At 69.5% G+C, this 12028-nt stretch carries 7 protein-coding genes; 5 read left to right on the plus strand and 2 right to left on the minus strand.

The features are described 5' to 3' along the window. Positions 1-33 precede the first annotated feature (33 nt). Both ACFVT5_RS42245 and ACFVT5_RS42250 read right to left on the minus strand, forming a co-directional pair. Positions 34-1428, minus strand: a complete 1395-nt coding sequence (locus ACFVT5_RS42245; protein WP_389899508.1) for a Mucin-2 — start codon at positions 1426-1428, stop codon at positions 34-36. 192 nt (positions 1429-1620) lie between these two features. Beyond that, positions 1621-2622 (minus strand): LacI family DNA-binding transcriptional regulator, encoded by a 1002-nt coding sequence (locus ACFVT5_RS42250; RefSeq protein WP_389899509.1) that lies wholly within the window; start codon positions 2620-2622, stop codon positions 1621-1623. A gap of 319 nt (positions 2623-2941) precedes the next feature. Between ACFVT5_RS42250 and ACFVT5_RS42255 the strand changes: the two genes are divergently transcribed. The 5 genes from ACFVT5_RS42255 to ACFVT5_RS42275 all read left to right on the plus strand — a co-directional run bounded on the left by ACFVT5_RS42255 (position 2942) and on the right by ACFVT5_RS42275 (position 11946). Further along, complete coding sequence (locus ACFVT5_RS42255) at positions 2942-4270, plus strand: ABC transporter substrate-binding protein (protein ID WP_389899510.1); 1329 nt, start codon at positions 2942-2944, stop codon at positions 4268-4270. A gap of 7 nt (positions 4271-4277) precedes the next feature. After that, positions 4278-5231, plus strand: a complete 954-nt coding sequence (locus ACFVT5_RS42260; protein ID WP_389899512.1) for a carbohydrate ABC transporter permease — start codon at positions 4278-4280, stop codon at positions 5229-5231. A gap of 65 nt (positions 5232-5296) precedes the next feature. After that, a complete protein-coding gene (locus tag ACFVT5_RS42265; protein ID WP_389899554.1) occupies positions 5297-6103 on the plus strand; it encodes a carbohydrate ABC transporter permease in 807 nt (268 codons plus the stop codon). A 53-nt stretch (positions 6104-6156) separates the two neighbouring features. After that, entirely contained in the window at positions 6157-8907 is a 2751-nt protein-coding gene (locus ACFVT5_RS42270; protein WP_389899514.1) for an alpha-mannosidase, read from the plus strand. A 57-nt stretch (positions 8908-8964) separates the two neighbouring features. Beyond that, positions 8965-11946, plus strand: coding sequence for a glycoside hydrolase family 2 TIM barrel-domain containing protein (locus tag ACFVT5_RS42275; protein WP_389899516.1), 2982 nt, complete (start codon positions 8965-8967; stop codon positions 11944-11946). Positions 11947-12028 lie beyond the last annotated feature (82 nt).

The raw sequence follows: 12028 nt of genomic DNA on the forward strand, positions 1-12028 counted from the left end.
TGGCACGGCACGGGATTTTCGACGCGCCCGTAGTCATACAGGCACCCCGGCCTCCTCCATGACCACGGCCATCTCACCCGGAGGAAGGGCCGGGTTGCCGCCAGCACTGGAGGCCAGCTCGGGCACCGTGAGGGCCTCCAGGAGCCGAGGGAGTGGGAGGCGCGGGTCGCGGGCCGCCGCCTGGCGCGTCCAGACGACCGGATCGTGGCTGAGCCGCTCGATCAGCTCGGGGTCGGCGGCGGGGTCGCGGACCGCCAACTGCCGGTAGATCCCGTCCGGATGGTCCGCGAAGCGGGCGGCGAGTCCTTCGCGGGGGAAGCGGGGGTGGCCGCTCGCCATCCAGGCGGAGAACGTCCCGCCGAGTCGTGCGTACACGCTCATCAGGACCTCCTCCGGGGTGTCGGGGTGGTACACGGCCAGGTGGGTGCGCACGAGGACGTCCGTGTCCTCGGCGAGAAGCCGCAGGAGACCGGGTGGCAGATGGGGGCTGCGGGCCGCGGCGCGGCGCAGCAGAGGATGGGCGGAGGTCGCGGCCCGATGCAGCACGTCCTTGTCAGCGATGCCGGCCGCCACCCAGTCCACGTCACCCCGTGCGTACGGGTCCACGGTGAAGTCGATCGCGGCGCGTCGGGCTTCACTCAGCTCGGCCCGGAGGGATACGGCGATCCGCACCCCGTCGTCGGGGTCGACGGCGAGACGATCCACGAGGTCGGCCGGAAGGGACGGATTACCGGCGAGTTCGACCAGGTGGACGCAGGCGGCGAGGAACCTCTCGGCGTCGGCGCGGTCGAGACGTCCCCGGCGCAGCGCTTCGGGCAGGGCGACGGGGTCGCGGAGCAGCGCCGCCGTGAGCCGTGCGTCGTCAGGGCACGCGCACAGCGCGGCCGACCGGCGTACCTCAGGGTCGGGGTCGTCGAGGAGCGTCGCACGCCCGTCCGCCGTCACTTCGTCCCAGGCCCTCAGCGCGGCGCGTCGTGCGGCCGGATCGGGATGCCGGACCAGGGAGGCGAGGAAGGAGGGCGCCAAGTGGGGCGAGTCCAACAGGGCGCTTCGTACGGCCGGTTCGGGGTCTTCCAGGAGACGCGCGCACACGGCGTCCGGCAGTGGACGGACCTTCGTCCGGGGGTCGCGGGTCCACTCCGGCCCGTTGGCGACAGCGGCCCGCACCTTGGGCGAGGGGTCGTCCGCGAGCCGGGCCCGCTGCCCGGCATCTGCCTGGCCGCTCATCGCGAACTGGACGCGCGCACCCACAACCGGGTGGGCGAGGACAGCCGCCACCGCCGGCTCCGGCAGCCCCGACCGGTGAAGAACTTGGAAGGGCGGGCCGTCGCCCCCGCCGTCGAAGGCGATCAGCCGCAGCAGCAGCGGTGTGGGAAGGGCCGGGTTGGCGGCGACTCCGTCCAGCGAGGAGGAGTAGAACGCGACCATGTCTCAGCTCCCCGCCCCACGACTCTGCGCGCGCAGGCACTCCGGACGCCCACGCGGTATCGACCGTTCAGGTCACGATGTCGTCATCCTGCCACGGACAAGACGAACAAGACGGACAAGGCTGCCCCTGCATGCGACCAACAACCCGCACCACGTCAGGCAGACATGTCCTCGCCCCAAGGCCCGTATCGCCTACGCCGATTCGCGCAGCCGCAGTTCCGCCCCCACCACCAGTTCGTCGCCGGTGAGCGGACTGCTTCCGGTCAGCAGCCGGGCGGTCTGTTCGACGGCGAGCGCGCCGAGGCCGAGCGTGTCCAGGGACACCGTGGACAGCGGCGGTTCGACCAGCGCTCCGAGCCGGAGGCCGTCGAATCCGATCACCGAGAGATCCCGGGGAACCTCCCGCCCGAGGCGGCGCGCGGCGCGCAACGCCCCGATGCCGATGATGTCGTTGAACGTGAACAGGGCCGTCACGTCGGGGTGGGCGGCGAGCAGTTCGCGGAGCGCGCTCTCGCCGCCCTCGACGCTCTGGTCCGCGCGGCTCACCGCCCCGGCGTCCAGTCCGCAGGCGGACATCGCGCCGACGAACCACTCGTGCCGGACGCTCGGCTCGGACCGGCCCGCGTGATCAAGCATGCCGATGCGTGAGTGCCCCGACTCGACCAGATGCCTGATCGCCGCGTGCACGCCCGCCTCGCCGTCGATCCGGATCGAACTGAACCGCTCGGCGGAGTGCTCTCGGTCGATGAGCACCACGGGGAGTCCTCGGGTCAGCTTGTCGATCTCGTCCTCCGGCAGGCTCAGATAGCCCACCACAGCGTCCACCTGTGAGGCGATCACTTCCAGCGTGCCCCGCTCCTCCTCCATACGGTCTCCGGTGTCGTACACGACGACGTGCCATCCGCGGGCCCGCGCCGCGTCCAGCGCGGCGGCGGCGACCTCCGTGAAGAAGGGATTGAGCAGGTCAGGGATCACCAGCCCGACGCTGATCGTGTCCTGCCGGACGAGGCCCCGGGCGAACCGGCTCGGCCGGTATCCCAGTGCGAGGGCGGTGTCGAGGACGCGCTGTTTGGTGGAGACGCCGATGTCGTCCTTGTCGTTGAGCGCTCGCGACACGGTCTGTCGGGACACTCCGGCGCTCCGGGCCACATCGTCGATCGTCACCCTGCGGGGTCCGGTCCCCGTCGACGCCATCGCTCACCTCCGCGTATGGCCGACGCGTGCGCGTCGGCAGGGGCACCGAGTATGCCCCGGGCCGAAGTTGTGGTGCGCCGGATGTGTCGGCGTCCGACGATCTCAAGAGCGATGTCGAGGGCGATCTCAGGAGCCTTGACACTCGACCGTACAGAAGCGCACACTCCCAATCACTTCACAACATCGTGTTTCGTTATCGCTCCCGTGAGCGCTCACGTTACCGCTCACGGACTCGTATTCCAACCAGGAGGCTCCCCGCCTCAGGTGTCAACGTCGACCCGCCTGGCGTCGTCGCCAGACGTTCTCTGGAACGGAAGATATGAGCAGCACTGTCACGCGCACCCGCCTCGCCGCGGCGGCGGCAAGCATCGCCGTACTCGCCGGGTGTTCGTCGTCCGCGCCGGCCGACAAGGCGTCCGCCGCTTCCTGCGAGCCCGCGAAGGGCAAGGTCACCCTCCAGTACTGGAACGCGGTTCCGGGCATGGACAAGGTGGTCGACCTGTGGAACAAGCAGAATCCGAACATCCAGGTCGAGTCGAAGAACATCTCCAACGACCAGTACGGCACCATCGGCAACGCCCTCAAGGCCGGGAACGCGCCCGATCTCGCCCAGATCGGCTACGACCAGTTGCCCAGCCTGCGCACCCAGAACGCCTTCGTGGACGCCTCGGCCTGCTCGGCGGCCACCGCGGCCAAGTCGAAGTTCGTGCCGTGGACCTGGTCGCAGACCAGCTTCGGGGGCACGGGCGTGTTCGCCCTCCCGCAGGACACCGGCCCGATGGCCCTGTACGTGCGCAGCGACATCTTCAAGAAGTACGGCGTCGCGATCCCCACGACCTGGGACGAGTACGAGGCGGCGGCGCGGAAGCTGAAGAAGGCGGACCCCGGTCTCACCATCACGTTCTTCGACCCGAACAACGCCGAGTGGTTCAACGGCCTCCTCTGGCAGAACAAGGCCGAGATGTACAGCTACGCCGACGACAAGTGGCGCGTCACCGTCGAGTCGGAGCAGAGCAAGAAGGTCGCCGAGTACTGGCAGAAGCTGATCTCCGACAAGCTGGTGCGCACCGACCTCGCCAACACGTCGACGCAGATGTACGCCGCGTACCAGAAGGACCAGATCGCCAGTTACGTCGGCGCCTCCTGGGGCTACAGCATGTTCCGCGACAACCTGCCCAAGCAGGCCGGGAAGTGGACGATCGTACCGATGCCGACATGGGAGCCGGGCGGCGCGTCCGGCGACTGGGGCGGGTCGACCGTCGCGTTCATGAAGGGCAGCAAGCACCTGTACGAGTCGGTGAAGTTCAACACCTGGCTGAACACCGACCCGGAGGCCCTCGCGCTGGAGAACGAACTGGGCGGCCTCTACCCGGCGGCCGAGGCGGGGCTGCGACTCCCCGCGCTCTCCAAGGGCGTGCCGTACTACAACAACGAGAAGATCTTCGACGTCTTCGCGGAGTCCTCCAAAAAGATCGACACCACATTTGTCTGGGGACCCACCCAGAAGACGGTGAACCTCGCATTGCAGGACGCGATGGCCAAGGCGGCGGCCGGCGACGGCACGCTCACCGACGCGCTGTCGGCGGCCCAGGCCGCCGCATTGAAGTCGATGAAGGACCAGGCGATCCCGGCCACGGCGGGCGAGTGACCGCGGGATGACCGACACAGCGACCCGCGCCACCCCCGCGGTGACGTCGTCCGGGGACCGTCGCCACCGTCGTCTCGACGGCGGTGGCCCCCGGGCGGGCACCGTCCTCGCGTTCCTGACCCCGTTCTTCCTCCCGTTCGTGCTGTTCTACCTGGTGCCGGTCGGCTACGCGCTGTGGCAGAGCTTCCGCGTCGTGCGCCGCACCGGCGGGCAGTACGGCACCCTGTACACGACCTTCGGAGGATTCGACCAGTACGAGAAGGTGTTCCAGAACCCCGAGTTCTGGTCCAGCATCGGGCGCATCGGGCTGTTCGGCATCGTGCAGGTGCCGGTGATGCTGTTCGTCGCCCTGATCATGGCGCTGCTCCTTGACACTCCCCTGCTGAGGCTCAAGCCGGTCTTCCGCATCACGGCGTTCATGCCGTACGCGGTGCCGGGCGTGATCGCCGCGATCATGTGGTCGTATCTCTACTCACCTCAACTCAGCCCCGTCGTCGACCTGTTGAACGGGTTCGGACTCGAACCCGACTTCCTCGGCCCAGGTGCGGTGCTGTGGTCGGCGGCGAACGTGTCCACGTGGCTGTGGACCGGCTACAACATGCTGATCATGTTCTCGGCGCTGCAGTCGATCCCCCAGGAGCTCTACGAGGCCGCCAAGCTCGACGGCGCCAACAACTGGACCATCGCGTGGCAGATCAAGGTCCCGATCATCGCCCCGTCGATCGTCCTCACCACCGTGTTCTCGATCATCGGCACCCTTCAGCTCTACGCCGAACCGGCCGTGCTGCGGCAGATCTCCTCGAACATCTCCAGCACGTTCACCCCGAACATGCTCGCGTACGCGGTGGCTTCCGGGAACAACTACCAGCAGGCCGCGGCGATCTCCGTGGTCATCGCCGTCATCACCTTCGTGCTGAGCTTCGGATTCATGCGACTGACGTCTAAGAAGGCCGGACTGTGAGCGCCCCTACCGTGAGCCGCGCCCGTACCGTGAGCCGTGAGAGCCGCGTCAGCCGCACGGCCGCCATGGCCCTGATGCTGCTCCTGGCGATCTACTTCCTGCTGCCGATCTACTTCCTGATCGTCGCGGCCACGAAGCCGCAGGGAGACCTCGCCTCCACCAACGGGCTGACGTTCTCGCACTTCGACCTGTTCGAGAATGTGCGCATCCTGTTCACCCGCAGCGACGGCATCTTCGGCCGGTGGGCCGTGAACACCGTGATCTACGCGGTGCTTGGCGCGGCTGTCGGAACCTTGATCTCCGCGCTGTGCGGCTACGCGCTCGCGAAGTTCCGCTTCCGCGGCCGGGAGTTCTTGTTCTCCGTCGTCCTCGGCGGCGTCCTCGTCCCCACCACCGCGCTCGCGCTCCCGCTGTTCCTGCTGTTCTCGGCGACCGGGATCGTCAACACCTATCTCGCGGTGTTCCTGCCCAGCATCGTCAGCCCGTTCGGCGTATATCTCGCGCGGATCTTCGCCAACGCCGCCGTCCCGCAGGAACTCATCGAGTCGGCGCGGCTGGACGGCGCCGGCGAGTTCCGCACCTTCTTCTCGGTCGCGTTCAAGCTGATGACACCGGCGCTGGTGACGATCTTCCTGTTCCAGTTCGTCGCCATCTGGAACAACTTCTTCCTGCCGATGGTGATGCTGCAGAACGAGTCCCTTTTCCCGATCACGCTGGGCCTGTACCAGTGGAACGGGCAGACCGCGCGTGCCCCGCTCCTGCAACAGTCCGTGATCACCGGATCGCTCGTGTCGATCGTGCCCGTGATCATCGTGTTCATCCTGCTCCAGCGGTTCTGGCGCACCGGACTCGCCGCCGGCTCCCTCAAGTGACCGCCCGTCCCGCCCGTCCCGGTCATCCACAAGAACAGAAGGTCCGTCCCGCCATGCCCGACTCTGCCGTGTTCGTGCCCCATTTCCACTGGGACCGGGAGTGGTACGAGCCTTTCCAGGTGTTCCGGCACCGGCTCGTCGCCGCCCTCGACACCGTGCTGGAGACCGCCGAGTCGAACCCGGACTTCCGGTTCACCGTCGACGGGCAGATGGCCGCGATCGAGGACTATCTGGAGATGCGGCCGGAGCACCGCGATCGTGTCGTGGCCCTGGTCGGCGAGGGCCGGCTCGCCATCGGGCCGTGGCTGATCCTGCTCGATGAGTTCCTCTGCTCCGGTGAGACCATCGTGCGCAATCTCCAGATGGGGTGGGCCGCCGCGGAGAGACTCGGCGGCGCGATGCCCGTCGGGTATCTGCCGGACATGTTCGGCCACATCGCGCAGATGCCGCAGATCCTGGCCCGCGTCGGCATCGAGCACGCGGCGCTGTGGCGCGGGGTGCCCGGCTCCGTCGACGGACATGCCTTCCGCTGGCGTGCGCCCGACGGCTCGGAGGTCCGCACCGAGTTCCTGTTCGACGGATACGACAACGGACTCGACCTCCTGCTCGTGCCGGAACGGATCGGCGGTGCGCTCGGCGAGTACGCGGAGATGACGGCCGAGCGGTGGGGTGGCGATCCGGTACTGGCGATGGCCGGCACCGACCACAGCGCACCCGACCCGCGACTCGCGGCCTGGCTGCGGCGCGCGTCCGGGGAAGGGCGTGCGACCGGGGAGGAGGGGAGTGCCATCGCCATCGCGACCCTCGACGAGTACCTCCGCAAGCATGTGCGTGACGAAGTGTCCGCCGTCGTCACGGGTGAGCTACGCAGCCATGTGCGCGGCAACATCCTCCCGGGCGTGCTCTCCGTGCGGCTCGGGCTCAAGCAGCGGATGGCCGTCGCGGAGCGCACGGTCGACCATGCCGAGCGGATGAACGCCCTGTGGTCCCGGCGCGACGACTCGCCGTTCCTCTCCCTGGCCTGGCACAAGATCATCGAGTCGACCGCGCACGACTCCGTCGTCGGCTCCGGCACCGACGAGACCTGCGACCAGGTCGCCGCGCGGCTCGCGGAAGCCGCGCAGACCGCGCGTGCCGTGCGGGACGCTGCGCTCGCCGGGCCCGCCGCACTGATGCCGAGCGACGGCCACCTGGTCGCCAATCCGCTGCCGTTCGACCGCACGACGCTGGTCGAGGTGGACGTCGTGGCCCCGCCAGGGGGCACCACCCTGGTCGCGACCGCCCCCGACGGCTCTACGGCCCCCGTCCAGCTGATCTCCGAAGCACCGACGGTTCTCAGCGACGAGCGCGTGGACGCCTCGCAACTGGACCGTGTATTGCGCCGTATCCACCGCCGCGAACTCTTCGGCCGTCTGATCGACGACTACGAACTCGTCCCCGGTTCCCTCGTCTTCCACCTCGCCGAGGTTCCGGACGGCGGGCCGTTCGACCTGATGGTCCTGCGCCGCGAGATCGCCGCCGCGGCCGTCGCACGTCCGGGTGAGTGGCGGGTGGTGACGTTGCAGGAAGCCAGGGCCACCGCACTCGTGCCCGTGCGGGTCCCCGCCTCCGGCCTTGCCGCCTTCCGGGTCGAACCGGGCCGTGCGGACACCGTCGCGCCCGTCCCGTACGCACTCGCGACGGCGACGGACCGCACGCTCTCCAACGGCCTGGTCACGGTCTCCGTCGCCGCCGATGGCACCCTGGACATGACCGGCCCCGACGGCACGGTACTGAGGGGCGTCGGCCGCCTCGTCGACGGCGGTGACCGCGGCGACAGCTACAACTACGCTCCACCGGCGCTGGACGTCCTCGTCTCCGAGCCGACGGAGATCTCCGTCGAGCTCCTCGAAACCGGCCCGCTGCGTTCACGGCTGCGTGTCACCCGCGTCTACGAGTGGCCCGCCGCCCTCTGCGCCGACCGCGATGTACGCGGCGACCGGACCGTGCCGACACCGGTGGACACCCTTGTGGAGGTGCGGGCGGGCGAACCGTTCGTGCGTGTCTCCACGTCCTTCCTCAACCAGTCCGCCGACCATCGGCTGCGCTTCCATGTGCCCCTGCCCGAACCGGTGGCCACGTCCGCGTCGGCCGGGCAGTTCGCCGTCACAGAGCGCGGGCTCACCGCCGAGGGCGGCTGGGGCGAGTACCCGCTCCCGACCTTCCCGGCCAGTACGTTCGTGTCGGCAGGCGCCGCCACCGTCCTGCTCGACCACACCGGCGAGTACGAACTCGTCGGCGATGGCCGCGAACTCGCTGTCACCCTGCTGCGCGCGATCGGCTCGATCAGCGTCAACATCCATCCCCTCCGGGACGAACCGGCGGCGAGCGAGATCCCCGTACCCGGTGCGCAGGACCTGGGTATCCGCGTCGAGAACCGATTCGCTGTCGTCCCTTCGGCGAGAGGATGGCAGGGGGCGGGCGCGGTCGCTCTCGCGGAGGAGTTCCGTAACGACGTCCTCGTCACCCGCGGTACCGCAACCGCCGGGTGCCAACTGCCGCCGGACACGGCCGGGTTGAGAGTCGACGGGAAGGACGTCCTCGTCTCAGCCGTCCGCCGCGTCACCGACGACGAGCACGGGTCCGGTATCGAGGTGCGGTTGACCGCGATGCGCGACACCGCGTCGACCGTCCAGGTGACGGGCGCGTTCACGGAGGCCACCACCGTCGATCTGCTGGGCCGCCCGATCTCCCGCACCCAGGCCCCGGGCCGACTCGAACTCGCCCTCGGTCCTTGGGAGATCCGCACCGTGGTGCTCCGGTGACCCGCCTCGACCCGACGCGAGACCCCCGTACCGCTACCAAGAAAGAGTCGTGACCTCTTGCTCACCGCGCACTCCCCCGACATTTCGGACATCGCACCCGGGCGCGGCGCGCTGCGCCCGGCGCGCTCGTGGCTGCACTCCGACGCGCCCTCGCGTTCGCTGAACGGGCCCTGGCGGTTCCGTCTGTCGCCCACGGCGTCGCCGACGGAGGACTTCGCGGCCGAGGATTTCGACGATCAGGGCTGGGACAGCATCCCCGTGCCCTCCCACTGGGTGTTGGAGGGTGACGGAGCCTATGGCCGCCCGATCTACACGAACATCCAGTTCCCCTTCCCGATCGACCCGCCGCACGTCCCGGACGAGAATCCGACCGGCGACCATCGCCGCCACTTCGACGTCCCCGCCGACTGGTTGGACGCCGAGCGTGTCGTGTTGCGCTTCGACGGCGTCGAGTCGCTGTTCCGGGTGTGGGTGAACGGCGTGGAGATCGGCAGCGCCAGCGGCAGTCGGCTCGCCCACGAGTTCGACGTGACGTCCGCCGTACGCCCGGGGGACAACGTCGTCGCCGTGCGGGTCCATCAGTGGTCGGCGGCCAGCTATGTCGAGGACCAGGACCAGTGGTGGCTGCCGGGCATCTTCCGCGATGTCACCCTGATCGCCCGGCCGGTGGGAGGTGTTGAGGACGTCTGGCTCCGGACCGGCTTCGACCACGGGCACGGTCACGTCGAGGCGGAGGTCACCGCCGACGCGACGGCCTTCCCGGTCACCCTGCGCATCCCCGAGCTGGGCGTCGAGCAGGTCTGGGCCACGCCGGCCGACGTGGTCGCCTTCGACATCGCCGACGTGGAACCCTGGTCGGCCGAGCGGCCTCGCCTGTACGACGCCACCGTGTCGACGAGTTCGGAGACCGTCTCCCTCCGGGTGGGTTTCCGCACGGTCGAGATCCGCGGCGACCAGTTCCTGGTCAACGGCCGCCGTGTCGTGTTCCACGGGGTGAATCGCCATGAGGCCCATCCCGAGCGCGGCCGGGTCTTCGACGAGGAACACGCCCGCGAGGACCTGGCCCGCATGAAGCGGTTCAACGTGAACGCGATCCGCACCAGCCACTACCCGCCGCACCCACGCCTGCTCGACCTCGCCGACGAACTCGGATTCTGGGTCGTCCTCGAATGCGACCTGGAGACGCACGGCTTCGGCAAGGTCGACTGGGTCGGCAATCCGAGCGACGACCCGACCTGGCGCGCGGTCTACCTCGACCGCATCGAGCGCACCGTCGAACGGGACAAGAACCATCCCGCCATCGTGATGTGGTCGCTCGGCAACGAGGCGGGCACCGGCGGCAACCTCGCCGCCATGTCGGCATGGGTGCACGCCCGCGACCCCGAACGCCCCGTCCACTACGAAGGCGACTACACCGGCGAGTACACCGACGTCTACTCGCGCATGTACGCGTCCGTCCCGGAGACCGAGCAGATCGGCACCGACGGCTCACGTGCCCCGCTGCTCGGCTGCACTCCCGCGCAGGGCGCCCGGCAGCGCACGAAGCCGTTCCTGCTGTGCGAGTACGCCCATGCGATGGGCAACGGACCGGGGGCACTCGACCAGTACGAGGCGCTGGTGCACGCGTATCCACGGCTGCACGGCGGCTTCGTGTGGGAGTGGCGCGATCACGGCATCCTGGCCACCGCCCCGGACGGGACGCCGTACTACGCGTACGGAGGCGACTTCGGCGAGGTCGTGCACGACGGCAACTTCGTGATGGACGGCATGCTGTTGAGTGACGACGTGCCGACTCCCAGTCTCCACGAGTTCAAGGCCGTCGTGGCACCGGTCCGCTTCGGCTTCGACGGCGACAAGGTCGCGGTCACCAACCTGCGGCATACGGCCGACACGTCCGACCTGCGCTTTCGCTGGCGTGTCGAGCACGACGGGATACCGGTGGACTCCGGGGAGTTGGAGGTCCCGTGCGTCGCGGCGGGCGACTCGGGGTGGGTCCCGCTGCCGCGGATCACGGCGGCGCCGCACGCCGAGACATGGCTGACGATCGACGCGGTCCTGGCGACGCGAACCGCTTGGGCACGCGAGGGGCATGTGGTCGCCACCGCCCAGCTGGACCGCTCGGTTCGCCGTCCCGTTCCCGGTGTCCGGGCCCGGACCGACTGGCGGGCCGGCGACGGAACGTCGGCGCTCGGAATCGCCGAGTTCGCGGGTGGGTCTCTCGTCCGGCTCGCCGGCCGCGCCGTGACGGGCCCTCGGCTGGAACTGTTCCGTGCCCCCACCGACAACGACGAAGGCGCGTCGCAGGAGGTCGGTGAGGACGACGACGGTATCGCCGGGGTCTCCCACGCCGAACTGTGGCGTCGCGACGGCCTCCACCGACTGACCACCCGACGCATGTCCGTGGAGCACGCGGTGGACGCGCTGCGCACGATTGACAGGGTCTCCCCCGCCGGCTCGCACCTGTCGGTGATGGTGGAGTCCGTCTGGTCGCTCGAAGACGGCGAACTCGAACTGCGGGTGGAGATCGAGCCTTCGCGTGGCTGGCGGACCGTGTGGCCGCGGATCGGGATTCGTTTCGAGCTGCCCGACGGCTCGGCTCCCGTCGACGGCGCCGAGTGGTTCGGCCTCGGACCGTTCGAGTCCTACCCCGACAGTCTGCGCGCGGCACGCACCGGCCGGTTCTCCGCCACGATCGGCGACCTCTCGGCCGGCTATGCGCGACCCCAGGAGACCGGCCACCGCTCCGCACTGCGCCGACTGGCGCTGACGAGTGGCGACACCGAAGTGCTGCGCGTGGTGGCCCTGCCCGACACGCAGGGACGCCGACCCGGCTTCACACTCAGCCGCCACACCCCGCAGGAGATCGCGCGAGCCGAACACCCCTATGAGCTGCCGGATTCGACGACGAGTCACCTGATCGTCGATGCCGCCCAGCACGGGCTCGGCTCCCGGGCCTGCGGTCCTGATGTGTGGCCCGAGTTCGCGCTCCGCCCCGAGTCCCGCACGATCAGGCTGCGCTTCGCCGACGGGGGTCTGTAAGCACGGGCGGCGCCGGGGCCACCGGTGCGGGAAATCCTCCCGTACCGGCGGCCCCGGCTCTTTCCGCGAGGCGGCGCACCCG

Source organism: Streptomyces sp. NPDC058001 (genome assembly GCF_042886315.1).
Lineage (GTDB): Bacteria > Actinomycetota > Actinomycetes > Streptomycetales > Streptomycetaceae > Streptomyces.

Excerpts from the sequence above, each read along its gene's own strand:
- ACFVT5_RS42255 (WP_389899510.1), top strand. The coding sequence starts at position 2,942 with ATGAGCAGCACTGTCACGCGCACCCGCCTCGCCGCGGCGGCGGCAAGC.
- ACFVT5_RS42260 (WP_389899512.1), top strand. The coding sequence starts at position 4,278 with ATGACCGACACAGCGACCCGCGCCACCCCCGCGGTGACGTCGTCCGGG.
- ACFVT5_RS42245 (WP_389899508.1), bottom strand. The coding sequence starts at position 1,428 with ATGGTCGCGTTCTACTCCTCCTCGCTGGACGGAGTCGCCGCCAACCCG.
- ACFVT5_RS42250 (WP_389899509.1), bottom strand. The coding sequence starts at position 2,622 with ATGGCGTCGACGGGGACCGGACCCCGCAGGGTGACGATCGACGATGTG.
- ACFVT5_RS42270 (WP_389899514.1), top strand. The coding sequence starts at position 6,157 with ATGCCCGACTCTGCCGTGTTCGTGCCCCATTTCCACTGGGACCGGGAG.
- ACFVT5_RS42265 (WP_389899554.1), top strand. The coding sequence starts at position 5,297 with ATGGCCCTGATGCTGCTCCTGGCGATCTACTTCCTGCTGCCGATCTAC.